Genomic DNA, 24,149 nt, shown 5'->3' with positions numbered 1-24,149 from the left:
GGATAACCCTTAGAAGTTGTCAGTGGAGGTGAAAACGCCGACACGAAGGCCATCGGCGGTGTAGATCTCGCGACCGTCGACGCTGACCGAGCCATCGGCGATGGCCATGTTCAGCTTGCCCTTGAGGACGCGCTTGATGTGAATGTTATAGGTGACCTTCCTGGCGGTCGGCAGGACCTGGCCGAAGAATTTCACTTCGCCCGAACCCAGCGCCCGGCCACGGCCCGGCAGACCTTGCCAGCCCAGGAAGAAGCCGACCAGCTGCCACATGGCATCGAGGCCCAGGCAGCCTGGCATCACCGGGTCGCCTTCGAAGTGGCAGGCGAAAAACCACAGGTCCGGGGTGATATCCAGCTCGGCGACCAACTCACCCTTGCCGTACTTGCCACCCTCATCGCTGATATGAGTGATCCGATCGACCATCAGCATGTTGGGTGCGGGCAGCTGCGCGTTACCTGGGCCGAACAGCTCACCGCGACTGCAGCGCAGCAGGTCTTCCCGAGTAAAGGCGTTTTGTTTGGTCATGCGAGCTCCTCAATAATCTCGTGCGGCAGGGGGCAAATCTTCCCGACCGACCCTCAAGCCCAAGGCTTGGGGTGGCAGCCTACACATAGACTATTGCGTTGTAGTGAAAGTCACAGCACAGCGAACGAAGATGTACACTTGTGCACTGAAAATTTTATCAAGGCCGTTTCCAAGGCCTTAAGACTGCCGCACTTTAGCATTTATCGCCAGTCGAGACTGCTTCAACGGGCAGCCAGCGTTGCAGAATCTGCTGAAGATCCGTCCTTTTGAACGGCTTTGCCAGGTAATCGTTCATCCCGGCTGCCAGGCACGCTTCCCGGTCGCCCTGCAAGGCGTTGGCGGTCAGGGCGATAATCGGCACGGCCTGTCTGCCTGCCAGGGCACGAATTTGCCGGGTGGCCTCATAGCCGTCAACGAAGGGTAGACGGCAATCCATCAATATGGCCGCGAAGACTTCATCCCTTGCCATTTGAATGGCTTGGGCACCGTCCCCGGCCAGCTCGACCGCAAAGCCAAGGCTGCGCAGCATGGCCTCGATCACGGTCTGGTTCACCGGGTTGTCTTCGACCAGCAATACCCGTCGTCCCTGACCTTCGCCCGCACCCGCGTTGGCTGCCTGCGTGGGCGCCAGGGCAGGCTCGCGGCTGAGCGCCAAGGGCAGCTCCAGGGTGAACATCGACCCCAGGCCTTCTTCGCTTTGCGCCCGCAGGGAGCCGCCCATGCGTTCGGCCAGGGTGCGGGCAATCGAGAGACCCAGGCCGGTGCCGCCATAGCGGCGGGAAATCGAGCTGTCGGCTTGCGCAAAGGCCACGAACATCATTTCCAGGCGCTGCGGACTGATGCCGATGCCGGTATCGCTGACCACGCAGGTAAACCACAGTGTGTTCGCATCCAATGGCTGCCAGCTGGGCTCGATGCGCACGCTGCCGGCTTCGGTGAACTTCAGGGCGTTGCCGATCAGGTTGACCAGGATCTGGCGGATTCGGGTCGGGTCGCCTTCGACCTGTAACTGGGCTAAATCGTCGGGGATCGGCAGTTCCAGGCTCAAGCCACGTTGGATCGCGCTGTGCTGGAAGGTCTGGGCGCAATTATTGAGCAGCTCCGCCAGGTTGAACTCGATGTGTTCAAGCTCCAGCGCCGCGCGCTCGATGCGCGAGAAGTCGAGGATATCGTTGATGACCTTGAGCAGGTGCTCGGTCGATTCGGTGGCCAGCGCCGCGTACTCGGTCTGCTCGTCGGTCAACGAGGTGGTTTCCAGCAATTGCAGCATGCCCAGCACGCCGTTCATGGGGGTGCGCAATTCATGGCTCATCATCGCCAGGAATTCGGATTTGGCATTGTTGGCGCGCTCGGCTTCTTCGCGGGTCTGAATCAGCTGGGCCATGGCCTGGTGCTGCTCGCGGCTGGCCTGGTCCAGGCCAGCCGCGAGGTTGTTGATGTGCTGCGCCAGGTCGCCCAGCTCGGCATCCTCGGCCACTGGCAGGGGCATATTGAAGTTGCCGTCCTGTATGGCCTTGACCGCGCGGCCCATGTCACTGATCGGTTGGGACAGGCTGCGCGCCAGACGCCGGGCCAGCACAAAGGTGAACAACAAGGCGAACAGCGCCAGCACGCCGGCCTTGAACAGGATTTCCTGCTGGCGCTGGCTGAAGCCATCGTTGGACAGGCCGACAATCACCCGGCCCAGGTAATCTTCGCTGGTGTTGGGCGCCAGTTTGGCGCTGTCCTGCAAGAAGTCCTTCTCCAGGGGGATTCGCTGCAAGCGAATCGGCGCCTGGAACACTTCCACCTGCTGGGCGCGCTTGCTGAGTTCGCCGGGTTGTTCGACGTACACCAGAATATGGTTGTTGCTGTCCTGGACTTCGAGGAAGCGCACATGCGGAATCGCCAGGGTTGCCCGCATCACGCTTTCGAGTACATCGTTGTTGCCAGAAATCACACCGTATTCGGAGGCCGGGGCCAATTGGTTGGCGATCAGCTGGCCGGTGTGCTGCAACTCCTGGCGCAGGTCCTGGATCCGGACGAAGGTAAAGAAGCTGATCAACAGCACGGTCAGCAACAAGGCGGGGCCAAGGCTGATCAGTTGGGTGCGGGTCTGGATATTCCAGTTCAGGCGCACGTTCATGGCGTGTTGGCTCCTTCTGCCAGGTCGGTGGCGAGGGAAGCATCATCGATCGGCTCCAGGCCCAGCGAGCGGGCAACCTGGCGGTTGCTGGTGACCTTGAAGTGATCGGGGTAGTGCGCGCGTGGCCAGCTGGCCGGTGGGCGGTCGAGCAGCTCGTCGAGCACGGCCAGCCAGTCGGCCTGATCGCTGTAGCTGCTGAGCAGGCTGCCGGCCTTGACGAAGGCAGCATTCGGGCCGATCAAGGGGATCTGCCGGGCATACGCGCTGAGCAGAATGTTTTTTACCGTTTTGGAGTTGTACAGGTCCGGGTCGTCCAGCCCGAGCAGCACATCGCTCTGCTTGAGTACCGTGCGCAACGGTCGGCCGTCGCTGGTATTGGGCCAGGCCTGGGCGACGATCTCCAGCCTCATGGGGCCGGCAGCCTGACGCAGTTCGTCAAGCAAGAAGGCGCTGTGCTGGTCGTACAGCACGCCTACCTGCTGCGCCTGCGGCATGACTCGGCGGATCAGTTGCAGCTGGCGCGACAGCGGCGGGTCGCTCCAGAGCAGGCTCAGGCGTGCCGGGTGCTGGCTGCCCAGTTGCTGCTGGGCCTGGATTCGGCTGATACGCAGCACCAGCGTCGGCGGACCTTGCTTGCCCTGCAAACGCCAGTCCAGGCTGGCGGGATCGAGCAGGATCAGGCGCGTATCGGCACCGATCCGGTCGACGCCGGGCAGTTTTTGCAGCGCTACAAAACGCACGTTATCGTGTGGCCGACGCTGCGCCAGTTCACCGGTGAAAGCTTGTATGCCAGCGCTGTCGTGCTGCCCGGTCAACAGAATCTCGGCCGCCTGCAACGGCGCCAGCAACAGCAGGCACAGCATCAGCAGCCCTGTATGGATCGCCTTGTGGCAGCGGCGCGCGAACCTGTTCCGGCAGCGGCTCACGTCAGAACTCCAACTGGGCACTGAAGTACATCACGTGGCGGGAGTCGTAGCGGTTGTCGACCAGGGTAGTCGGCTCGTCGTCGAGGCGTTGCTGGAGCATCCCTGCCAACTCCAGGCTGGCCTTGTTCAGCGGGATACGCTTGGCCACCCGCAGGTCGACGCGCTCAAAACGGTACTGGTTGAGCGCGTCATCGCCATAGTAGAACAGGGCGCTGGACCAGCCCGCTCCCCAATCGCGCATCCAGCCTGCCGAGCCGCTGTTGCGAGCGCTGTAGGACTCGTCCGCCGAGTTACTGGCCTGGGCATTGATGTAGGCGTAGCTCAATCGCAATCGGTCGCGGCTGTCCAGCTTCCAGTCGAACTGCACCTCGCTGCCGGTAAAGCGCGCGCTGTTGCCGTTGCTGGGGATGTATTTGATGTTGAGCAGCGGCTCGCTGATCATGCTGGTGATTTCATCATGAAACAGCTTGAGGTCCACGTTCAGGCCGAAATCAGCGAAGTATCCGTTGTAGCCCAGCTCCCGCGAGCGCATCCGCTCCTGGTCCAGATTGCCCGGGCTGCGGGTTTTGACGGCGTATTCGGCGACGCTCTGGCCGTAGGCGGTGGGGGTCAGGTTGCTGACCCGATAACTGCCGTTGACATTGTTCTCGAACATGTCGGGTGAGCGGATGGCTTCGGAATACACGGCCCGCAGGCCATGGCGCGGGTTGATCAGGTAATTGACCGCCAGCCTCGGCGTCATTGAACTGCTGGTCAGGCGCGACTTTTCGAAGGTACTGCCGCCCTGGAGAATCCAGTGCTCGCTGGCGCGCCACTCCAGGTGGCCGAACAGGCGCAGCGTGGTGTCATCGATCTTGCCATTGAAGAAGGTTTGCGAATCGGTGCGGTCGTAGCGGTAATTGAGGCCGCTGACCAACCGCAGGCTGTCGGACAGGCTGAGGGTGTCCTGCAGCTCCAGGTCGTAGCGCGATTCACGAATGCTCTGGTCGATATCGCCGCAGACGGTGCGCGTTGCACCGTTGCGCAGTTGATTCAATACCTGCAGGGCCAGCGCCCGCTCCTGGGCGGTGCCGGCCGGGATGCCGGCACTGAGGTTGCGGGCGAACTGCTCGGTAAATACCGGGTTCAGTTGCCAGAGCTGGGCCAGTTGCGGGCTGAACGACACCTCGGCATCGCAGACCCGCCAGACCTGCTGGGTGTCCCAGTGTTGCGCCGAGCCCTGCACGTAGAGGCTGTGGTCCGGGTTCAGGTCAAGGTTCCAGCGCAGCGAGGCGGAATAGTTCTTGGCCGTGACGTCGGAGTTGTCGCCCGCTGCGGTGATATTGCTGAACACTGGCTTGTAGGTATACGGCCGTTGGTTGGTGCCTTCCTTGGCCGACACTTGCCACTCCAGGCTCTGGCCGGCCACCAGCTCATGGCTGGCCGCCAGGCTGAAACGGTTCAAGCGGCGGCTGTCGCGGTAGTCCTGGCCGAGGCTGTTGCTGTCGAAGCCATCGTCCTGCTGGCCGGAAAGCGACAGCCGCACGTCTGTGCCGTCGCTGCCGAAGCCTTCGCTGGCGTACCAATCGTTGATCCCGCGCTGGCCGCGAGTCACCTTCAGGCGGGTGCCGTGGCTGTCGGCCGGCGCACGGGTGAGGATGTTGACCACCGCCATCAGCGCGTTGGCGCCATAGCTGACGGTGTTGGGGCCACGGAAGACTTCGATGCGTTCGATGTCCTCGAGCGCCACCGGAATGTCGCTCCAGTTGACCGTGGAAAGCCCCGGGCGATAAACCGAGCGGCCGTCGATCAGCACCTGCATGCGGCGCGCATCCCGCGCGCTGCTGCCGTGGTAGTTGACGGTGGGCTGGTTGCCGCTGGCGTAGCCGACCATCATCCCTGGCACCAGGCGCAACAGCTCGGCAATGTCGCGGGCGCCGCTGGCGCGGATCAGTTCGTTGTCCAGCACGGTCATGCTGCCCGGCACCGCGGCAGGGGATTGCTTGAGGCGGGTAGCGGTCAGTACCTCGGGCAGCGGCTGATTGTCGACGAACAGGTCGTCGGCCACTGCCTGGCCGCCGACCAGGACCGTCAGTAAAAACAGGGGGCGATGGACTGCATGGCCAAAGTACACGGGACTGCCTTGTTCACTTGTGCAAGGCGCGCATGTTAACTGAGTGGCGCAACATTTCCAGCCATCGACCGGTCAATCGCAAAACGACGCTGGCCGACACAGTAGCGCTCCGTATAATGCAACCATCGCCATTTTTTTGGTTTTAACGGATTGGATATGACTGAACAGCAGCCTGTTGCAGTTCTGGGAGGCGGTAGTTTCGGCACCGCCGTGGCGAACCTCCTGGCCGAAAACGGCCTTGGCGTGCGGCAATGGATGCGCGACCCCGAGCAGGCCGAGGCCATGCGCACAGCGCGGGAAAATCCACGCTACCTCAAGGGCATCAAACTGCACGCCGCGGTCGAACCGGTCACCGACCTGCTCGCGACCTTGAGCGAGTGCGAGCTGATTTTCGTCGCCTTGCCCTCCAGCGCCCTGCGCGCGGTGCTGGTACCGCATGCCGAGTTGCTCGGCGGCAAACTTTTGGTCAGCCTGACCAAGGGCATCGAGGCGCAGACCTTCAAGCTGATGAGCCAGATTCTTGAAGAGATCGCCCCACAAGCCCGTATTGGCGTGCTTTCCGGGCCGAATCTGGCCCGTGAAATCGCCGAGCATGCGCTGACCGCCACCGTGGTCGCCAGTGAAGACGAAGAACTCTGCCAGCGGGTCCAGGCGGCCTTGCACGGCCGTACGTTCCGGGTCTATGCCAGCGCCGACCGCTTTGGTGTCGAGTTGGGCGGAGCGCTGAAAAACGTCTACGCGATCATGGCCGGCATGGCGGTTGCCCTGGGCATGGGCGAAAACACCAAGAGCATGCTGATCACCCGGGCCCTGGCGGAAATGACCCGCTTTGCCGTGAGCCAGGGCGCCAACCCGATGACCTTCCTTGGGCTGGCCGGAGTCGGCGACTTGATCGTCACCTGTTCGTCGCCCAAAAGCCGTAATTACCAGGTCGGCCATGCGCTGGGCCAAGGCTTGAGCCTGGAAGAAGCGGTCACCCGCCTCGGCGAAGTCGCCGAGGGCGTCAATACCCTCAAGGTACTCAAGACCCGTGCCGAGGAGCTTCAAGTCTACATGCCCCTGGTGGCGGGCTTGCATGCGATTCTGTTCGAGGGCCGTACGCTGAACGAGGTCATCGAGCTGCTGATGCGGGCCGAGCCCAAGACCGATGTCGATTTCATTTCAACCACCGGTTTCAACTGAGCGAATACAGGAGCGGTACATGAACGAATCCCCGAATCAGGCACAGCGTGAATCCATTCTGCTGCGTGTGCTCTGGATGCTGGTTTTCCTGGTGGTCTGGCAATTGGCCGAGCTGTTGCTGGCGGGCCTGGTGCTGGTGCAGCTGATTTACCGCCTGATCTACGGCGCACCGAACGCCAGCCTGATGAACTTTGGCGACAGCCTGAGCCAGTTCCTGGCTCAGATCGGCCGCTTCGCCAGCTTCCACAGCGATCAGAAACCCTGGCCGTTCGCCGACTGGCCAATCCCACGGGCACCGGAAGGTGAGGCCGCCCACGCCATACCGCCAGCACCGCATCCGGTGCGCGACGAAGAGCCAAAGCTGTGAAGCTCTGGGTGCTGCGCCACGGCGAGGCAGAGCCGCAAGTGCGCAGCGATGCCGAGCGCGAGCTGACGGCCCATGGTCGCGAGCAGGTCGTGCGCAGTGCCGGCCACCTGCTGGGGCAGCCGTTGCAGGCGATTCTGGTCAGCCCTTATGTTCGCGCCCAGCAGACGGCGGAGCTGGTGCGCCAATCCCTGGGCCTGGAACAAGCGTTGCAGACCGTGCCGTGGCTGAGGCCCGACACCCGGCCGGAGCAGGTGCTGACCGAATTGAGCAAGCTGGGGCTGGAGTCGGCGTTGCTGATCAGTCATCAGCCGCTGGTCAGCACGTTGCTCAGCCTGCTTGAAGAAGGCCACCACCAGGCCACGCGAAGCATGGGCACGGCCAGTCTGGCCGAACTCGAGGGCGATGTATCAGTGGCCGGGTTGATGACCTTGCACAGCCTGCGCCATCCCTGAGATGCTCGGGGCAGAACCCACCATAAGGATCTGCCCCATGAGCTTCTGGCGTACCGCTCCCGATATCGATCAGCTCAACAGCATGCGCAACAACACCATCCTCGAAGTGCTTGATATCCGTTTCGAGCGCGCTGATGAGCAGTCCCTGACGGCCAGCATGGTCGTCGACCCGCGCACCCATCAACCCTTTGGCCTGTTGCACGGCGGTGCGTCGGTGGTCCTGGCGGAGTCGGTTGGCTCAATGGCCAGTCACCTGTGCGTCGACACGAACAAATTCTATTGCGTGGGCCTTGAGGTCAATGCCAACCACCTGCGGGGAGTGCGCAGCGGGCGGGTGACGGCGGTGGCAACACCGGTGCACATCGGTCGGACCACCCACGTCTGGGACATTCGCCTGAGCAACGCTGAAGGCAAGCCAACCTGTATCTCGCGCCTGACCATGGCGGTAGTGCCGGTCGGCGAAAACCCTCCGGCACGTTGAACCCAAGCGTCCAGCGCAGGCTCTGGCCTGCGCCACACCTGTCATTTATGACAGTTGTGGCGTGGCTTGGCACCTTGTTAGCGTGACACCGGGTCTCACGTACTTGGAAGCCGCAGATGGAAGAGTCGAGCAAGGAATTGGCCTGTTCAGGTAGGTGGTACAAGCTGATCAATGAGGCCATGGTGGGGCAACCACTGACCTTTCCGGAGTTTCAGGTCTTGCGCGATGCGGCCGATACTCGGCTCGATACGTTGATTCGCCGTTATCACGGTCGCCGGGAGTTTGGCTTGGTGCAGGAGTCGGTGAAGCTGGCGGCGCAGACCTTGCAAGCGAGCTGCCTGAGCTTGCGGGTTGCGACGATCAGTCCGCGCGAGCGCCAGGACATCAAGGACGCCTTCGACTATCAACTGGTCTATCTGCAGGCCTGTCTGAACCGTTGCTTTGACCAGGTCTAGGCCTTTGTGTCCTAAGTGTCATGATCGATGGCAGTTACGATCATTGCCCAGTCGGCCTGGCATGCGGACAATCGCGCTACTGTGTTCTTGAGTGTGCGGTCATGTCGCAACCGATCTTTTTTGCCCATGCCAACGGTTTCCCTTCCGGGACCTACGGCAAACTGTTTGCCGCGCTGGGTCCGGATTACACGGTCAGCCATTTGCCGCAACACGGGCACGACCCGCGCTTTCCTGTCGATGACAACTGGCTGAACCTGGTCGACGAGCTCATTCACCACCTCGAGCAACAACCGCAACCGGTCTGGGGCGTAGGGCATTCGTTCGGCGGTGTGCTGCACCTGCATGCGGCGCTGCGCTGCCCACAGTACTACCGTGGCCTGGTCATGCTCGATTCGCCCTTGCTGACCCGTACCGACCAATGGGTCATCCGCGCGGCCAAGCGCCTGGGCTTCATCGATCGGCTGACGCCGGCAGGGCGCACCCTGGGGCGACGCGAAGCCTTCAGCGATCTGCAGAGTGCTCGTGACTACTTTGCCGGCAAACGCCTGTTCAGCCGCTTCGACCCCGATTGCCTCGAGGCGTATCTGCAACATGGATTGCGCGAGGAGGCCGGCGGGCTGCGCCTGAGCTTTAATGCAGCCACCGAGATCAATATTTACCGCAGTGTTCCCCACCAGAGCCCTGGGCGCTTGCGCCAGTTGCAACTGCCGCTGGCGCTGGTGGGCGGCACGCACAGTGAGGTTGTCATGCGCCACCACGCCAGCGCGGCTCGCCGGCTGCCCTTCGGGGAATTCCACCGCATGCAGGGCGGGCACATGTTCCCGCTGGAGCGTCCGCACGACACCGCACGGCTACTGACCAGCCTGTTCGAGCGCTGGCAGGCGCGGCCGGGGTGCCGCCCATGAATGCCCATGTCGAAGAAGTTCGCCTGCGCCTGCCGCATATCGAGTTGGCGGCCCACTTGTTCGGGCCAGCCGACGGCCACCCGGTCATCGCACTGCACGGCTGGCTGGACAACGCCAACAGCTTTGCCCGACTGGCGCCAAAACTGCGCGGGTTGCGCATTGTTGCCCTGGACCTGGCGGGGCATGGTTTTTCCGATCACCGTCCCCGCGGCGCCGGCTACGCCCTGTGGGACTATGTCCATGATGTGCTGTGGGTGGCTGAACAATTGGGATGGCAGCGCTTTTCGCTGCTGGGCCACTCGCTGGGGGCGATCATTTCGGTGCTGCTGGCTGGCGCCTTGCCCGAGCGGGTCGAGCGCCTGGCGTTGATCGATGGGGTGATCCCACCGACTTTTGGCCCGGATGATGCGGCCGAACGAATGGGCACGGCCCTGCTTGCGCAGATGCGCCAGTTCGACAAGCGCAAGCCGGTCTACGCCACGCTCGATCAAGCGGTCGAAGCGCGGATGAAGGGCGCGGTCGCGGTCAGCCGTGAAGCTGCCGAGCTGCTGGCCGAGCGCGGGTTGATGCCGGTGCCTGGCGGCTACACCTGGCGCAGCGACAGCCGCCTGACCCTGTCGTCGCCGGTGCGCCTGAGCGAAGCCCAGGCGTTGAGCTTCGTTCAACGCGTTGCCTGTCCAGCTCGGCTGGTCGTTGCCGAAGGTGGCATGCTGGCACGCCACACGGCGTTGCTGGAGGGTCTACCCTTTAGCCGGGAACAGCTGCCTGGCGAGCACCACCTGCACCTGAATGACGAATCCGGGGCGAGCCTTGTTGCAGACTGTTTCAATCGCTTCTTTGCCATTCCTTGACTTGCGGCGGTCAACTGCCGAGGCTTGGCGGGATGATAGGGAGAGCTTAATGATTGATTCACACACACCGGGCACGGCGGACAACGCGAATGCCTGAGTTGAAAAAAACCTGCTTACTGGCCTTTTCAGGCCTTTTGTTTTTCCTGCCTCTGGCGCATGCCGATGATCAGCTGAGCCTGCCGGGGTTACCGGTGCCGCAGGATGCCAAGGTCATTGACCAGAGCCCGGCCGCCGAAAAAGAGCGTATCTATCCACTGGCACCGCTGCGCCGGATCAGTGGCCAACTGCGCATGGACGGCATCACCCGCCATGGTGAGGTCAGCTCGCTGACCTACCAGCTGCCACCGGAGCGCAAGGCGCTGGATGAGTTCACCGCCGCGCGCGAGGCCTTGCAGGCCGAAGGTGCTTACTTGCTGTTCTGGTGCCAGGCTCGCGACTGCGGCGACAGCAGCCTGTGGGCCAACGAGATTTTCAAGAACGCTCGCCTGTTCGGCTCGGACAAGGACCAGGCCTTCCTGCTGCTGCGCAAGGCGCCGCCGCAACAAGACACGCTGGTCGCCCTCTACAGCATCACCCGGGGCAAGGGCACGGCCTTGTTGCATGCCGAACAGTTTGTCGCCGCCGAACCACTCGGTGATCTGCTGCCGACACCGGGTACGGTGTTGCGTGAGCTGCGTGACACCGGCGAGCTGGACTACCCTTCGCTGGTCGGTGCGCCACAGCCGGCCTGGGTCGAGCTGCTGGCACGCAGCCTCAATCTGGACAGCACCTTGCGCGCTTCGTTGGCCGGGGCTGAAGCCGAGGCCTGGCGCCAGGCGCTGATCGCCAGCGGCGTGCGCGAATCCCGGCTGGAAGCCGGCAAGCAGGATGTGAAAGGGCTGCATATCGAGTGGATTCGTTGAGACCGCTATGATCAATAACGATCGTCTGTTGGTGCAAATCCTGCTGCTGGCCCTGCTCGGGGCCGGTGTGTGGGTGATGGCGCCGTTTATCTCCGCGTTGCTCTGGGGCGCGATCCTGGCCTTTGCCAGCTGGCCGCTGATGCGGCTGCTGACGCGCTGGCTGGGCGGGCGGGAAACACTCGCGGCAGCGCTGTTGACCACGCTATGGATTTTGCTGGTCGCCTTGCCGCTGGTGTGGCTGGGGTTCAACCTGGCGGATCACGTCCGTGACGCCACTGCCTTTATTCGTGATGTTCGGGTCGATGGCCTGCCTGATGCGCCCCACTGGCTGGGCGGCATTCCGTTGGTGGGCGAGCGGCTGCTGGTCATCTGGAACACCATCGATGAGCAGGGCGCGGCCTTGCTGGCCAACATCAAGCCGTATCTGGGGCAGGTCGGTAACTGGCTGCTGGCCCGTAGCGCGCAGATCGGCGGTGGCATCCTCGAGTTGATCCTGAGCCTGGTGTTCGTGTTCTTCTTCTATCGCGATGGTCCACGGTTGGCGGCCTTTACCCAGCGGTTGCTGGAGCGGCTGATCGGTGAGCGCGCAGAGTATTACCTGGGACTGGTGGCAGGGACCGTGCAGCGGGTGGTCAACGGTGTGATCGGCACGGCGGCGGCACAGGCGGTACTGGCTCTGATCGGCTTTTTGATCGCCGGAGTCCCGGGCGCCCTGGTGCTGGGCATCGTCACCTTCCTGCTCAGCCTGATCCCCATGGGGCCGCCGCTGGTGTGGATTCCGGCCACGGCGTGGCTGGCCTGGAAGGGAGACTACGGGACGGCGATATTCCTGGGCATCTGGGGCACCTTTATCATCAGCGGCGTCGATAACGTGCTCAAGCCCTACCTGATCAGCCGCGGCGGCAACCTGCCGCTGGTGATTGTGCTGCTGGGGGTGTTTGGCGGGTTATTGGCATTTGGGTTCATCGGCTTGTTTATTGGGCCGACGTTGTTGGCGGTGGCCTACAGCCTGTTGCTGGACTGGTCGAAGAGCACTGTTCGTTCGTAGGTGTCGAATCCATTGCCTGTGCTGACCTCATCGCGATGTAGGAGCGGCGGTCCGGCGTCCCGGCCTGGCCGCGATGGGCTGCGAAGCGGCCCCTGCTATTCCAAAACCGACGGCACTCGCAAGTGGTGTCGGGGAGGTCACTGGCTTCAGGGGCCGCTGCGCGGCCCATCGCGGCCAGGTCCGCTCCTACAAACTGTGGGAGCCGATTACCGTTTCAGGCGCGGGGCAGGCGCACCATGGGCCAGCACAATGGCCAGCAACGACACGCCGAACAAGCGGGCGAACAGCGTATCGGCGCCGCGCATCAGCCGATGTCCCGGGCGTCGAACAGGTAGCCTTCACCGCGAATGGTCTTGATCAGGTTCGGCGACTTGGGGTCATCACCCAGTTTCTGGCGCAGGCGCGACACCAGCAGGTCAATGCTGCGATCAAAAGCCTCGATGGAGCGCCCGCGGGCGGCATCCAGAAATTGCTCGCGGCTGAGTACCCGGCGCGGACGCTCCAGAAACACCCACAGCAAACGGAATTCAGCGTTGGACAAAGGCACCACCAGACCATCGGCGGACGTCAGTTGGCGCAGCACGCTGTTGAGCCGCCATTGGTCGAAGCGCACGTTGCCACGCTGTTCACTGCGGTCGTCGCGCACCCGGCGCAGGATGCTCTGGATCCGCGCCACCAACTCGCGCGGCTCGAACGGTTTGGCCATGTAGTCATCAGCGCCCAGTTCCAGGCCGATGATGCGGTCGGTGGGCTCGCAGCGTGCGGTCAACATCAGGATCGGAATGCTCGATTCGCTGCGCAGCCAGCGGCACAGCGACAGGCCGTCTTCGCCCGGCAGCATCAGGTCCAGCACCACCAGGTCGTAACTGTCTTCGCTCAGTGCCTGGCGCATGCCGGTGCCATCGCTGACGCCGGCGGCGAAGATGTCGAAGCGGGCCAGGTAGTCGATCAGTAGCTCGCGAATCGGGACATCGTCATCGACGATCAGGCCAGAAGGGTGGGGCGGCTGTTTGTCGGCGGCATGTCGTTCGTGTACCGACCTCGATACAAAGCCTTTGCTTTGCACCGGCCCGCCGCCATCTGGCGGGCGAGCGGCCGGTTCACTGCAGGCTGATCAAGGCCTTTTCAAGGGCTTTGAGCACGGCGAGGTGGCGCGAGTTGACGTTGAATTTCTTGCGGATATTGCAGAAGTGAAAATTGATGGTCGACTCGGTACAGCCGCAAATCACCGCAATCTCCGCCGAGGTTTTGCCCAATGCACTCCAGCGCAGGGCGGTGAGCTCTTTGGCCGTCAGGCAAACCTGCGGGTCCGCAGTGGGGGCTTCAGCGAATCGACTGTAGGGGGTAGAGGAGGCTTTGTTACGTGGTGAGTAGGGGGGGTGCATGGTGAACTCTCCCGTCATTGGGCACACAGGGACCTGCCGACTGCTCAGGGAGATACAACCCAAAGTCGAAGTCGGTGATGGTCCGCAAAGAGGTGGCGACGGGGGAAGTTATATCCTGCCTGAGGCCCGCCGCCACCTGTCAGAAATGACAGGTATACAGCGCTAGCGCCCCTGGTTTTCCGATTTTTCCCTTTATTTATCATAAGGATGCGTTGATGTTCTGAATTAGAGTTTTCTTTTCTATGCCCCTGCGCCACCGCGATCTCCCGCCCTACAAGCAAGGCTGACAACCCCAATCTCACAGGCCATGGCACGTTGCAACAAATGTGGGAGCGGATTTATCCGCGATGCGCCGCGCGGGCGGCGCTCGATTTCGGCAACGCCGGAAAACCCAAGGCAAGCCCTTGGAAGCCTTGATACGGTCCTCAGGCAACCCTCTTCATTCTGATGGGGGAGCCTGCCAGCAGATCGCATGAGACGTGTGAGGTGTCTGCCCTGGTTTTTCCATTGCTCTTGAGATCGAGCGCCGCCCGCGCGGCGCTTCGCGGATAAATCCGCTCCCACATTTGTTGCAACGTGCCATGGCCTGTGAATTTGGAGTTGCCAGCCTTTTTTCTTCCGCGTCGCCGACGCAACCTCCAGAGCGTGCACTCTTTACGCATTCTTTATGCATCCCGCCACGCTCCCCTCTCGTCCCTTTACACCCCGTTTGCTGACAATTCTTCCAAGCGGCACATGCCGTATCACGGAGATTTCCCATGAGCATTCTGGACGGGGTGTCGTTGCTGCTGGCAACGGGGCTGTTCGTTTATCTATTGGCGGCGCTGTTGCGCGCGGATCGGAGTCAGGGCGGCCATGCACAGTGATGACTACGCATTGATCCTGGCCTTTTTCGCGCTGGTGCTGCTGCCCGCGCCCTGGCTTGGACGCTTTTACTACAAGGTGATGGAAGGTCAGCGCACCTGGCTCAGCCCGCTGCTCGGGCCGCTGGAACGCGGCTGCTATCGAATCGCTGGCGTCGATGCACACAGCGAGCAGAGCTGGCAGCGTTATACCTGCGCGCTACTGGCTTTCAACCTGGCGGGCTTTGTACTGTTGTTCGCGGTGCTGCTGTTACAGGGCAATCTGCCGCTTAACCCGCAACACCTGCCGGGGCAGGAATGGAGCCTGGCCTTCAACACGGCGGTCAGCTTCGTCACCAACACCAACTGGCAGGCCTACAGCGGTGAAACCTCGCTGAGCTACCTCAGCCAGATGGTCGGCCTGACCGTGCAGAATTTTGTCAGCGCCGCCACCGGCCTGTCCGTGCTGGTCGCCTTGTGCCGGGGCATTTCGCGCCGCTCGACCAGTACCCTGGGCAACTTCTGGGTCGACATGACCCGCGCCACCTTGTACGGGCTGTTGCCACTGTGCGTGGTGCTGGCGCTGGTGCTGGTCTGGCAGGGTGTTCCGCAAACCTTCAGCGACTACGTGCAGGCCACCACCTTGCAAGGCGTGGATCAGGTTATCCCGCTGGGGCCGGCGGCCAGCCAGATCGCGATCAAGCAGCTGGGCACCAACGGCGGGGGCTTTTTCGGGGTCAACTCCGCACACCCGTTCGAGAACCCCACCGCCCTCAGCAATCTGTTCGAGCTGGCCTCGATCATTCTGATTCCGGTGGCCCTGGTGTTCACTTTCGGCCATTACGTCAAGGACCTGCGCCAGAGCCGGGCGATCATCGCCTGCATGCTGGCCCTGTTTCTGATCGGCGGCGGTACTTCCCTGTGGGCCGAATCCCAGCCTAACCCCGCGCTGAACGCGGCAACCGTCGAGCAGACCGCGCCATTGGAAGGCAAGGAAAGCCGCTTCGGGACCACCGCGTCGGTGCTTTGGTCGGTCACGACCACGGCGGCTTCGAACGGCTCGGTCAACGCCATGCATGACAGCCTCAACCCCCTGAGCGGCCTGGTGGCGATGGTCAACATGATGCTCGGCGAGGTGATCTTCGGCGGCGTCGGCGCGGGCCTCTACGGGATGCTGTTGAACGTGTTGATCGCCGTGTTCCTGGCCGGGCTGATGATCGGGCGCACGCCTGAATACCTGGGCAAGAAGCTGCAGGCGCGTGAAGTTCAATGGTTGGTCGCAACCTTATTGGTCATGCCGCTGGGCGTGCTGGTGCTCGGCGCGGTTGCCGCGAGCCTGCCAGGCCCGGCGGGTGCTGTCAGTAACCCCGGTGCCCATGGTTTCAGCCAACTGCTGTACGCCTACACCTCGGCCAGTGCCAACAACGGCTCAGCGTTTGCGGGCTTCGGTGCCAACACCACCTTCCACAACCTGATGCTGGGACTGGGCATGTTGATCGGCCGCTTCGGTTACATCCTGCCGGTGCTCGCGCTGGCCGGCAGCCTTGCACTCAAACGTCGCGCCGCAAGCGGGTTGGACAGTTTTCCTACCCATGGACCGCTGTTTGTTGCGCTGCTCACCGTCACGATTTTGTTGGTCGGTGGCCTGACCTTTTTGCCGACCCTGGCCCTGGGGCCGATTGCCGAACACCTGAGCCTGGGGTTCTGAGGAGCGAATCATGAACATGCCGATTCCTGTAGTGAAACCCGCCGAGGCCGCGCCCGCGAGCAAAGCCACGGCTTTCTCGGCGCTGTGGCGGCCGGCGCTGGTCCAGGGCTTCGTCAAGCTCGATCCGCGCCAGTTGAAGCGCTCGCCGGTCATGCTGGTGGTCGCCTTGACGGCAGTCTTCACCACCCTGTTGTGCCTGCTGCCGGACCCGGCCGTCGCCACTGGCGTGGCCGTGCAGATCGCCGTCTGGCTGTGGTTCACCGTGTTGTTCGCCAACTTTGCCGAAGCATTGGCCGAAGGGCGCGGCAAGGCCCGCGCCGACAGCCTCAAGGCCGGCAGCCAAGGGCTGATGGCGCGTCTGCGAGGTATCGATGGCCGGTTTGAAGAGGTCCCGGCAAGCCGCTTGCGCAAGGGCGATGTGGTGCGGGTCGAGGCCGGCGAGATGATCCCGGGCGACGGCGAAGTCATTGAAGGCATCGCCGCCGTCAACGAAGCGGCAATTACCGGTGAGTCAGCGCCGGTGATTCGCGAGTCGGGCGGTGATCGTTCTGCCGTCACCGGCAATACCCGGCTGGTTTCGGACTGGCTGCTGGTGCGTATCAGCGCCAACCCCGGTGAATCGACCCTGGACCGGATGATTGCACTGGTCGAAGGCGCCAGGCGCCAGAAAACCCCGAACGAGATTGCCCTCGACATCCTGTTGATCGGCCTGACCCTGATTTTCCTGGTGGTCGTGGTGACCTTGCAGCCCTTCGCCCATTTTGCCGGTGGCAGCCTGCCGCTGGTGTTTCTGGTGGCGCTGCTGGTGACGCTGATCCCCACCACCATCGGTGGCCTGCTGTCGGCCATCGGGATCGCCGGCATGGACCGGCTGGTGCGCCTGAATGTGATCGCCAAGTCCGGCCGCGCGGTGGAGGCAGCGGGGGATGTGCAAGTGCTGCTGCTGGACAAGACCGGCACCATCACCTTCGGCAACCGCCGCTGCAGCGCCCTGCACGCTGCCCCGGGCATCACCGCCCGGGAGCTGGCCGAGGCGGCGCTGCTGGCTTCCCTGGCCGACGATACGGCCGAGGGCAAGTCCATCGTTGACTTCATTCGCTTGCAACACAGTGTCAGCGAACCGTCGGCAGAGGGGCTGGTGCCGGTGGCGTTCAGCGCCCAGACCCGCTTGTCGGGCGTCGATGCCGGCGCTCGGCGCTACCGCAAGGGCGCCGTGGATTCGGTGCTGGCCTTTGTTGGCTTTGAACGGCTGGAGATGCCCGCGGCGCTGGCGCGAGAAGTCGACAGGATCGCGCAAAGCGGCGGCACGCCCTTGCTGGTGTGTATGGACCAGCGGTTGCTGGGCGCCATTCATTTGAAGGACGTGGTCAAGCCGGGCATCCGCGAGCGCTTTGAGCAATTGCGCTTGCTGGGTATTCGTACCGTGATGGTCACTGGCGACAACCCGCTGACCGCCGCCGCCATCGCCGCCGAAGCCGGTGTGGACGATGTACTGGCCGAAGCCACGCCACAGAAAAAACTCGAGCGCATTCGCCAGGAACAGGAGGCAGGGCGCCTGGTTGCGATGTGCGGCGACGGTGCCAACGATGCCCCGGCGCTGGCCCAGGCCGACGTTGGCATGGCGATGAACGATGGCACCCAGGCCGCCCGGGAAGCCGCCAACATGGTCGACCTGGACAGTGACCCGACCAAGTTGCTGGACGTGGTGCAAGTCGGCAAGGAATTGCTGGTGACCCGCGGTGCCTTGACCACCTTTTCCATCGCCAACGACGTGGCCAAGTACTTTGCTGTGCTGCCGGCCTTGTTTGCCTCGATCTACCCGCAACTGGGCGTGCTCAACATCATGCAGCTGGCCAGCCCGCAAAGCGCGATCCTCTCGGCCATTGTCTTCAATGCCCTGATCATCGTGGTGCTGATCCCGCTGGCCTTGCGCGGCGTGCGGGTGCAGGCCGCCAGTGCCGCGCAACTGTTGCGGCGCAATCTGCTGATCTATGGGGTGGGTGGGATCGTCGTGCCGTTTCTGGGGATCAAGCTGATCGACCTGCTGCTCAACGCCTTGAACCTGGTGTAACTGCCTTGCGCCACAGATCAGTGTGGCGCGTTCTGAATAGAGGATCCGCTGATGTCTGCATTCATACGCCCGGCCCTGAGCCTTTTGCTGTTGATGACATTGATTACTGGCGTGGCTTACCCGCTGCTGGTGACGGCTGTGGCCCATGTTGCCTTCCCTGGGCAGGCCGGAGGCAGCTTGCTGCGCGATGCCGACGGCAAGGTCCGTGGCTCGTTGCTGATCGCCCAGGAGTTCAAGGGCCCGGAGTGGTTCCACCCGCGTCCCTCGGCGGGGGATTTCGCTACCTTGTCGAGCAGTGCCAGCAACCTGGCGTCGAGCAACCCGGCGCTGGCCAAGCGCATCATCGAGGCCGCCAATCAGCTCTATGTGCCCGGGCAAGGGCCAGTGCCGCTGGCCTTGCTGACCACCTCCGGCAGCGGCCTGGACCCGCATTTGCCGCCCGCGGCGATCGACTATCAACTGGCCCGGGTGGCCGCCGCCCGATCCGTTGCGGTAACGGACTTGCAACCCCTGATCGAGCAGTCCACTCTGCACCCCTTGATCGGTCCGCCGGTGGTCAACGTCCTGGCCTTGAACAACGCCTTGGCCCGCCTGGCGGCACCCACCCCGTAATGTCGAGAGTGCTGCATGAGTGATTCTGACCGCGCCGACGCCCTGTTGGCGCAACTCCCCCGTAACGGTCGTGGCCGTCTCAAGGTGTTTCTCGGTGCAGCGCCGGGGGTGGGTAAAACCTACGCCATGCTGCAGGCCGCCCATGCGCAGCAACGTCAAGGCGTGCAGGTGCTGGCGGCCGTGGTTGAAACCCACGGCCGCAGCGAAACCGAAGTGCTGCTGGCGGGCCTGACGCAGTGCTCGCTGGTGCGCCGTGACTACCGTGGCATGACCCTCGAGGAGATGGACCTGGACGCGGTGCTGGCGGCCAAACCGCAACTGGCACTGGTGGACGAGCTGGCCCACAGTAACGTGCCGGGCAGTCGCCACGCCAAACGCTGGCAGGATGTGCAGGAACTGATCGCGGCCGGGGTCGACGTCTACACCACGATCAATGTCCAGCACCTGGAAAGCCTCAATGACCAGGTGCGCGGCATCACTGGCGTGCAGGTGCGCGAGACCTTGCCCGACTGGGTGCTGCAAGAGGCCTTCGAGCTGGTGTTGATCGACCTGCCGCCCCGTGAACTGCTCGAGCGTTTGCGCGAGGGCAAGGTCTATGTGCCCGAGCAGGCGCGGGCCGCCATCGATGCGTTTTTCAGCCCGACCAACCTGACCGCCTTGCGCGAGCTGGCGATGCAGACGGCGGCAGCGCAGGTCGATGCCGACCTGGCCCAGGGCTATCGCCGGATGGGCCAGTCCGCGCCGGCCGTGCGCGGGCGGATGCTGGTCGGAATCGACGCTGACGCCCAGGCCGAACGGCTGGTGCGGCACGCCAGCCGGGTGGCGCAGCGGCGGCATCTGCCCTGGAGCCTGGTGCATGTCGATCACGGCGCGGTGCGTGATGAAACGTCACGCCAGTATCTGCAAGGCGCCCAGCAACTGGCTGAGCGCCTGGGCGGTGAAGTGGTGGTGCTGCGCGCCGGTGAAGTGGCACGCACGCTGATCCAGCATGCCGCCGAACGCCGTGCCAGTCTGCTGCTGGTCGGTCAGTCCCGCGACCGCTGGCGGCGGCGCTGGTTGGGGGCCGGGGTGGCCACTCGGCTGTTGCGCGACAGCCACGGCCTGGAAATCAACGTGCTGGATCGCGACCCCGGCCCCCAGGCAGCGCGCCCGGCGCTAAGCCGGGAGGGGCATTGGCGTGATTACCTGCTGGCGCTGGTCGCGACCGTCGGTGCCAGCGCGCTGGCGTGGGGTGTGTCCAGTGTGCTGGCGTTGCCGAACATCTCGCTGGTGTTTCTTGCCGCCGTGTTGCTGGTGGCCGTGCGCAGCAGCCTGGGGCCCGCGCTGGTCTGTGCGGTGTCGTCGTTCCTGGCGTACGACTTTCTATTTATCCCGCCGAGCTTCTCCTTGAGCATCCAGCGTGAGGAGGATGTGCTGACCCTGGTGTTCTTTCTACTGATGGCAGCGCTCACCGGCAACCTGGCGGCGCGCCAGCGACGTCAACTGCAAGCGCTGCGAGAGACCCAGGCGCAGACCCGCGAGCTGCTCGACCTGTCGCGCAAGCTGACCGCCGCCACCGACCGACAGGCGGTGCTCAGTGCCGCGATGCAGCATCTGGAAGGCTGGAAAAACCTGAAGCTTTGCCTTCTGGAACCCGATGGCAGCCAGGGCTGGAAGACCGCAGACAGCACCCCGCTTTCCCTCAGCGAGAATGAGCGCGCCGCTGCCAGTTGGGCCTGGCAACATGACCAGGCGGCGGGCCACGGCACGGCGACCTTGCCCAGCGGGCAATGGTGGTGGTGGCCGCTGTCGCTGGAGGAGGGGCCGTTGGCCTTGCTCGGCGCCTGTCCTGATGGCGGCCAATCGATCAGTGCCGAACAACGGCGGCGGCTGACGGCCCTGGGCCAGCCGCTGGCCCAGGCGCTGGCGCGAGCGCGCTTGACCGAAGAGCTGGAAGCGGCGCGCCTGCACGGCGAAACCGAGCAGCTGCGCAGCGCCTTGCTGGCGTCGGTATCGCATGACTTGCGCACGCCATTGACCAGCATGCGCGGCGGCATCGACAGCCTGTTGGCGCTGGGCGAGGCGATCAGCCGCGAGGATCGCCAGGAGTTGCTCGAAGGCACCCGTGATGAAGCCGAACGGCTGGATCGCTACATCCAGAACCTGCTCGACATGACCCGCCTGGGCCATGGTGCGCTCAAGCTTTCGCGGGACTGGGTGGCGCCTGAGGACATTGTGTCCAGCGCCCGCCAGCGCCTGCGGGTATTGCTGGCGCCGCTGCAAGTGCATGTCGACATCGCTGCGCAGCTGCCGCTTTTGCATGTGCATCCCGCGTTGATCGAGCAGGCGCTGGTCAATGTGCTGGAAAACGCCGTGCGCTTTTCCCCGGCAAACGGGCGGCTGGAATTGGGCGTGAGGGTCAAAGATGAGCAGATTCAGTTTTCCGTCAGCGATCAGGGCCCCGGCATCGCGCCCCAGGATCGCGACAAGATCTTCGACATGTTCTACACCGCTGCCCGTGGCGATCGCGGTGGGCAGGGCACCGGGCTTGGCCTGGCGATCTGCCAGGGTATGATTGGCGCTCATGGCGGCCATATCGAGGTGGCCGAGGGAATCGAGGGCGCGGGCACCTGCATCACCCTTTGTCTGCCACTGCCTGCCCAACCCGCGCCTGAGAGTGAAGCCTGACCATGAGCCAGACTGCGACTATTCTCGTCATCGACGACGAACCGCAAATTCGCAAGTTTCTGCGTATCAGCCTGGTCTCCCAGGGCTACAAGGTGATTGAGGCGGCCACCGGTAGCGAAGGGTTGGCGCAGGCGGCGCTGGCGCGTCCTGATTTGTTGGTGCTGGACCTGGGCTTGCCGGACATGGACGGCCAGCACGTGTTGCAGCAGGTCCGCGAATGGTCGCAGCTGCCGGTGTTGGTCTTGTCGGTGCGCGCCAGCGAAGCGCAGAAGGTCCAGGCACTGGATGGCGGCGCCAACGACTATGTGACCAAGCCCTTCGGTATTCAGGAGTTTCTCGCCCGGGTGCGGGCGTTGTTGCGACAAGCCCCGCAGGGGCAAGCGCAGCCAGCGTTATTCAGCCTTGGCGGGTTGACCATCGACCTTGCGCTGCGGCGGGTGACCCTGGGCGGCAGCGAGGTGGCCTTGACCCGCAAGGAATACGCGGTGCTGTCGCAGCTGGCGCTGTACCCGGGACGGGTCATCACCCAGCAACACTTGCTCAAGGACATCTGGGGGCCGACCCATCTTCACGACACCCACTATTTGCGCATCGTCATCGGCCACTTGCGCCAGAAACTTCAGGACGATCCCGCGGCGCCACGCTTTATCCTGACCGAGCCCGGGGTTGGCTATCGCTTGTGTGACGCGCTGGAAGGGTAGGCGTCACCCAGCTTGTCCATGGCTGTGCGTTTGTGGCGGCTGATGGTTTTTTCGCTGCGATTGAGTTTTCGGGCGATGTCCCGGCCGGACAACCCTTGGCCGATCAGGCGCATGACCTCCTGCTCGCGGGGCGACAACTCGGCCTGTTCCCATTTCAGCGGCCGGGCATCGGTCTCCAGCACGCGAGCAAAGCCCTCGCTCAGGTAAAAGCGGCCCCGCGCCACGCTGCACATGGCCTGTGCCAGCGTTTCCAGTCGCGCGTGTTTATCGAACAATCCCTGTACGCCGAGCTTGTGCAGGGCGCGCAAGGTGGACGGGGTGTTGAGCATGGTCATAACCACTATCGCCATGTTCGGGTAGCGTCTTCGCAGCCAGCCGACCATCGCCAGGCCATCCGGCTGTTGGCCGCGGGGCATGCAGAAGTCGGTGAGTAATAGATCGCAGGGTTGGATCGCGAGTTGTCGATGCAGCTCATCGGTACTGTGGACCTTGGCGACAACTTCGAACGCAGGGGCCGTCTGTTGGTTGAGCAACTGACCGGCGGCCCACGCCATGGCAGGGTGGTCATCGGCGATGACGAGGGTGTGGCGCATGAGGAATGAACCTGCGACGGCGGGTAATCACGCCGCCAAGAATGTAAGTGCGCGCCGATTCTAGGGGCAGGTCATGTCGTAAGATGTCGGTCGAGAGGTGCCGCCGCGTAGGAAAATTCAACAAGCAGGGTGTTAATTCTGCACTGTTACCGCTATCGCCGTTCATTCTCATAGTTGTCCAGGGTGTCCCGGGCAATTTCCCTGCCCAGTGCTATCAGCTCCGGCGCCTTGTAGAACTCGAAGAACCGACACACGCGCTTGGGCACGTTGATCAACACATCCGGCGGGTAGCCAGCGATCTTGTACTGCGCCAGTGAGGTTTGCATCACCTCGAAGCTCTGGTTGATCAAGTCCAGCAGCGAGGCAGGCCCGACGTTGTCGATGATGACGGAACCGGTGGCCGAGCTGGGTGCGCCTTCGGTCTCCGGTGCCGCCGCCGGCTGTTGCGCGCTGGGGTCGGCGGCGTCCAGCCAGGGATTGCTGCCAAGAACCGCGGCGCTGGGTCTGAGGGCCTCCTGTTCCAGGCGCAGCAGCGCCTCGGCCGGCTTGCGTTTGAACGGCATGTGCGAGCCCAGCGAGTTGATCAGGCTGTTGAAGCGCGCCTTGAAGGCCGCCGGGCGCTCGATCACCGGCAGTTGGTAATGTTTCTGGTTGGTGGAGTTGAGGTTGACGGCAATGATCAGATCGCAGTGGCTGGAGACCACCGGCACGATCGGCAAGGGGTTGAGGATACCGCCATCGACCAACATGCGATTGCCTTGCATGACTGGGGTAAACAGGCTGGGAATCGCCGCCGAGGCGCGCATGGCCTGATGCAGGCAGCCTTCCTGGAACCAGATTTCCTGCTGGTTGGTAAGGTCGGTGGCTACCGCGGTGTAGGGAATACGCAAGTCTTCGATGTTCAGCTCGCCGACAATCTTGCGGATCTGCCCGAAGACTTTATCGCCACGCATGGCCCCCAGGCGAAAGCTCACGTCTACCAGGCGCAGCACATCGAGGTAGTCCAGGCTTTCGATCCACTGGCGGTACTCGTCCAGCTTGCCGGCCGCATAGATGCCGCCGACCACCGCGCCCATGGAACAGCCGGCAATACAGCCAATGTCATAACCGCGGCGTTCGATTTCTTCAATGACACCGATGTGGGCATAGCCACGAGCGCCTCCCGACCCCAAAACCAATGCGACGCGTTTCTTCATGATCGGGCTCCTGGTGGAGTTCACAAGGCAGTGTGCTAACAA

The 24,149-nt window shown here is 63.3% G+C and carries 23 protein-coding genes; 15 read left to right on the top strand and 8 right to left on the bottom strand.

What is annotated here, in order from left to right:
* Positions 1-9 precede the first annotated feature (9 nt).
* The 4 genes from fabA to GUY40_RS20825 form a co-directional block, all read right to left on the bottom strand.
* A complete protein-coding gene (fabA, locus tag GUY40_RS20840; protein WP_166570802.1) occupies positions 10-525 on the bottom strand; it encodes a 3-hydroxyacyl-[acyl-carrier-protein] dehydratase FabA in 516 nt (171 codons plus the stop codon).
* A 193-nt stretch (positions 526-718) separates the two neighbouring features.
* Positions 719-2,650: an ATP-binding protein gene (locus tag GUY40_RS20835; RefSeq protein WP_166570801.1), complete on the bottom strand. Its 1,932-nt coding sequence runs from the start codon at positions 2,648-2,650 to the stop codon at positions 719-721.
* Positions 2,647-3,513, bottom strand: a complete 867-nt coding sequence (locus GUY40_RS20830) for an ABC transporter substrate-binding protein (protein WP_166570815.1) — start codon at positions 3,511-3,513, stop codon at positions 2,647-2,649. The genes GUY40_RS20835 and GUY40_RS20830 overlap by 4 nt, the downstream gene beginning before the upstream one ends.
* A gap of 64 nt (positions 3,514-3,577) precedes the next feature.
* Positions 3,578-5,659: a TonB-dependent siderophore receptor gene (locus GUY40_RS20825; RefSeq protein ID WP_178117912.1), complete on the bottom strand. Its 2,082-nt coding sequence runs from the start codon at positions 5,657-5,659 to the stop codon at positions 3,578-3,580.
* A gap of 186 nt (positions 5,660-5,845) precedes the next feature.
* Here GUY40_RS20825 and GUY40_RS20820 point away from each other — a divergent pair, with 186 nt between their 5' ends.
* The 9 genes from GUY40_RS20820 to GUY40_RS20780 all read left to right on the top strand — a co-directional run bounded on the left by GUY40_RS20820 (position 5,846) and on the right by GUY40_RS20780 (position 12,332).
* Positions 5,846-6,871: an NAD(P)H-dependent glycerol-3-phosphate dehydrogenase gene (locus GUY40_RS20820; protein ID WP_166570799.1), complete on the top strand. Its 1,026-nt coding sequence runs from the start codon at positions 5,846-5,848 to the stop codon at positions 6,869-6,871.
* A 19-nt stretch (positions 6,872-6,890) separates the two neighbouring features.
* Positions 6,891-7,238, top strand: coding sequence for a DUF4389 domain-containing protein (locus tag GUY40_RS20815; protein ID WP_166570798.1), 348 nt, complete (start codon positions 6,891-6,893; stop codon positions 7,236-7,238).
* Positions 7,235-7,690, top strand: coding sequence for a phosphohistidine phosphatase SixA (sixA, locus tag GUY40_RS20810; protein WP_166570797.1), 456 nt, complete (start codon positions 7,235-7,237; stop codon positions 7,688-7,690). The genes GUY40_RS20815 and sixA overlap by 4 nt, the downstream gene beginning before the upstream one ends.
* A 37-nt stretch (positions 7,691-7,727) precedes the next feature.
* On the top strand, positions 7,728-8,171 hold the full coding sequence (locus GUY40_RS20805) for a hotdog fold thioesterase (protein WP_166570796.1): 444 nt from the start codon (positions 7,728-7,730) through the stop codon (positions 8,169-8,171).
* 116 nt (positions 8,172-8,287) lie between these two features.
* Positions 8,288-8,626 (top strand): hypothetical protein, encoded by a 339-nt coding sequence (locus GUY40_RS20800; protein ID WP_166570795.1) that lies wholly within the window; start codon positions 8,288-8,290, stop codon positions 8,624-8,626.
* Between the two features lie 101 nt (positions 8,627-8,727).
* The gene (locus tag GUY40_RS20795; RefSeq protein WP_166570794.1) at positions 8,728-9,531 is read left to right on the top strand and encodes an alpha/beta fold hydrolase; all 804 of its coding nucleotides are present in this window, start codon (positions 8,728-8,730) and stop codon (positions 9,529-9,531) included.
* On the top strand, positions 9,528-10,382 hold the full coding sequence (locus tag GUY40_RS20790; protein ID WP_166570793.1) for an alpha/beta fold hydrolase: 855 nt from the start codon (positions 9,528-9,530) through the stop codon (positions 10,380-10,382). The genes GUY40_RS20795 and GUY40_RS20790 overlap by 4 nt, the downstream gene beginning before the upstream one ends.
* An 89-nt stretch (positions 10,383-10,471) precedes the next feature.
* A complete protein-coding gene (locus GUY40_RS20785; protein ID WP_166570792.1) occupies positions 10,472-11,284 on the top strand; it encodes a DUF4892 domain-containing protein in 813 nt (270 codons plus the stop codon).
* Positions 11,285-11,291: 7 nt separating this feature from the next.
* Positions 11,292-12,332, top strand: coding sequence for an AI-2E family transporter (locus GUY40_RS20780; RefSeq protein ID WP_166570791.1), 1,041 nt, complete (start codon positions 11,292-11,294; stop codon positions 12,330-12,332).
* 304 nt (positions 12,333-12,636) lie between these two features.
* On the opposite strand, the gene GUY40_RS20775 is transcribed toward GUY40_RS20780, so the two are convergent.
* On the bottom strand, positions 12,637-13,320 hold the full coding sequence (locus GUY40_RS20775) for a response regulator (RefSeq protein ID WP_178117910.1): 684 nt from the start codon (positions 13,318-13,320) through the stop codon (positions 12,637-12,639).
* Positions 13,321-13,432: 112 nt separating this feature from the next.
* Positions 13,433-13,717, bottom strand: coding sequence for a LuxR family transcriptional regulator (locus GUY40_RS20770; RefSeq protein ID WP_166570789.1), 285 nt, complete (start codon positions 13,715-13,717; stop codon positions 13,433-13,435).
* Positions 13,718-14,475: 758 nt separating this feature from the next.
* On the opposite strand from GUY40_RS20770, the gene kdpF reads away from it, so the two are divergent.
* The 6 genes from kdpF to GUY40_RS20740 are packed head-to-tail and all read left to right on the top strand — an operon-like array spanning position 14,476 to position 22,318.
* Positions 14,476-14,583 carry a K(+)-transporting ATPase subunit F gene (gene kdpF / locus GUY40_RS20765; RefSeq protein WP_166570788.1) on the top strand — a complete coding sequence of 36 codons (108 nt, stop codon included), beginning with the start codon at positions 14,476-14,478 and terminating at the stop codon, positions 14,581-14,583.
* The gene (gene kdpA, locus GUY40_RS20760) at positions 14,573-16,267 is read left to right on the top strand and encodes a potassium-transporting ATPase subunit KdpA (RefSeq protein WP_166570787.1); all 1,695 of its coding nucleotides are present in this window, start codon (positions 14,573-14,575) and stop codon (positions 16,265-16,267) included. The genes kdpF and kdpA overlap by 11 nt, the downstream gene beginning before the upstream one ends.
* A gap of 10 nt (positions 16,268-16,277) precedes the next feature.
* Positions 16,278-18,338 (top strand): potassium-transporting ATPase subunit KdpB, encoded by a 2,061-nt coding sequence (gene kdpB, locus GUY40_RS20755; RefSeq protein WP_166570786.1) that lies wholly within the window; start codon positions 16,278-16,280, stop codon positions 18,336-18,338.
* A 51-nt stretch (positions 18,339-18,389) separates the two neighbouring features.
* Complete coding sequence (kdpC, locus tag GUY40_RS20750) at positions 18,390-18,950, top strand: potassium-transporting ATPase subunit KdpC (RefSeq protein ID WP_166570785.1); 561 nt, start codon at positions 18,390-18,392, stop codon at positions 18,948-18,950.
* 15 nt (positions 18,951-18,965) lie between these two features.
* Positions 18,966-21,617: a sensor histidine kinase KdpD gene (locus tag GUY40_RS20745; RefSeq protein WP_166570784.1), complete on the top strand. Its 2,652-nt coding sequence runs from the start codon at positions 18,966-18,968 to the stop codon at positions 21,615-21,617.
* A gap of 2 nt (positions 21,618-21,619) precedes the next feature.
* Complete coding sequence (locus GUY40_RS20740) at positions 21,620-22,318, top strand: response regulator (RefSeq protein WP_166570783.1); 699 nt, start codon at positions 21,620-21,622, stop codon at positions 22,316-22,318.
* On the opposite strand, the gene GUY40_RS20735 is transcribed toward GUY40_RS20740, so the two are convergent.
* Positions 22,288-22,911, bottom strand: a complete 624-nt coding sequence (locus GUY40_RS20735; protein WP_166570782.1) for a response regulator transcription factor — start codon at positions 22,909-22,911, stop codon at positions 22,288-22,290. The genes GUY40_RS20740 and GUY40_RS20735 overlap by 31 nt on opposite strands.
* 152 nt (positions 22,912-23,063) lie before the next feature.
* Positions 23,064-24,107, bottom strand: a complete 1,044-nt coding sequence (locus tag GUY40_RS20730; RefSeq protein WP_166570781.1) for a patatin-like phospholipase family protein — start codon at positions 24,105-24,107, stop codon at positions 23,064-23,066.
* Positions 24,108-24,149 lie beyond the last annotated feature (42 nt).

This window comes from Pseudomonas sp. R5(2019) (genome assembly GCF_009905435.1).
Lineage (GTDB): Bacteria > Pseudomonadota > Gammaproteobacteria > Pseudomonadales > Pseudomonadaceae > Aquipseudomonas.
This window is presented reverse-complemented; position numbering and strand designations above follow the sequence as displayed.

What these genes read in the sequence shown, in the direction of transcription:
- fabA (WP_166570802.1), bottom strand. Translation starts at nt 525, where the DNA reads ATGACCAAACAAAACGCCTTTACTCGGGAAGACCTGCTGCGCTGCAGT.
- GUY40_RS20835 (WP_166570801.1), bottom strand. Translation starts at nt 2,650, where the DNA reads ATGAACGTGCGCCTGAACTGGAATATCCAGACCCGCACCCAACTGATC.
- GUY40_RS20830 (WP_166570815.1), bottom strand. Translation starts at nt 3,513, where the DNA reads ATGCTGTGCCTGCTGTTGCTGGCGCCGTTGCAGGCGGCCGAGATTCTG.
- GUY40_RS20820 (WP_166570799.1), top strand. Translation starts at nt 5,846, where the DNA reads ATGACTGAACAGCAGCCTGTTGCAGTTCTGGGAGGCGGTAGTTTCGGC.
- GUY40_RS20815 (WP_166570798.1), top strand. Translation starts at nt 6,891, where the DNA reads ATGAACGAATCCCCGAATCAGGCACAGCGTGAATCCATTCTGCTGCGT.
- GUY40_RS20805 (WP_166570796.1), top strand. Translation starts at nt 7,728, where the DNA reads ATGAGCTTCTGGCGTACCGCTCCCGATATCGATCAGCTCAACAGCATG.
- GUY40_RS20800 (WP_166570795.1), top strand. Translation starts at nt 8,288, where the DNA reads ATGGAAGAGTCGAGCAAGGAATTGGCCTGTTCAGGTAGGTGGTACAAG.
- GUY40_RS20795 (WP_166570794.1), top strand. Translation starts at nt 8,728, where the DNA reads ATGTCGCAACCGATCTTTTTTGCCCATGCCAACGGTTTCCCTTCCGGG.
- GUY40_RS20790 (WP_166570793.1), top strand. Translation starts at nt 9,528, where the DNA reads ATGAATGCCCATGTCGAAGAAGTTCGCCTGCGCCTGCCGCATATCGAG.
- GUY40_RS20785 (WP_166570792.1), top strand. Translation starts at nt 10,472, where the DNA reads ATGCCTGAGTTGAAAAAAACCTGCTTACTGGCCTTTTCAGGCCTTTTG.
- GUY40_RS20780 (WP_166570791.1), top strand. Translation starts at nt 11,292, where the DNA reads ATGATCAATAACGATCGTCTGTTGGTGCAAATCCTGCTGCTGGCCCTG.
- GUY40_RS20770 (WP_166570789.1), bottom strand. Translation starts at nt 13,717, where the DNA reads ATGCACCCCCCCTACTCACCACGTAACAAAGCCTCCTCTACCCCCTAC.
- kdpF (WP_166570788.1), top strand. Translation starts at nt 14,476, where the DNA reads ATGAGCATTCTGGACGGGGTGTCGTTGCTGCTGGCAACGGGGCTGTTC.
- kdpA (WP_166570787.1), top strand. Translation starts at nt 14,573, where the DNA reads ATGCACAGTGATGACTACGCATTGATCCTGGCCTTTTTCGCGCTGGTG.
- kdpB (WP_166570786.1), top strand. Translation starts at nt 16,278, where the DNA reads ATGAACATGCCGATTCCTGTAGTGAAACCCGCCGAGGCCGCGCCCGCG.
- kdpC (WP_166570785.1), top strand. Translation starts at nt 18,390, where the DNA reads ATGTCTGCATTCATACGCCCGGCCCTGAGCCTTTTGCTGTTGATGACA.
- GUY40_RS20745 (WP_166570784.1), top strand. Translation starts at nt 18,966, where the DNA reads ATGAGTGATTCTGACCGCGCCGACGCCCTGTTGGCGCAACTCCCCCGT.
- GUY40_RS20740 (WP_166570783.1), top strand. Translation starts at nt 21,620, where the DNA reads ATGAGCCAGACTGCGACTATTCTCGTCATCGACGACGAACCGCAAATT.
- GUY40_RS20735 (WP_166570782.1), bottom strand. Translation starts at nt 22,911, where the DNA reads ATGCGCCACACCCTCGTCATCGCCGATGACCACCCTGCCATGGCGTGG.
- GUY40_RS20730 (WP_166570781.1), bottom strand. Translation starts at nt 24,107, where the DNA reads ATGAAGAAACGCGTCGCATTGGTTTTGGGGTCGGGAGGCGCTCGTGGC.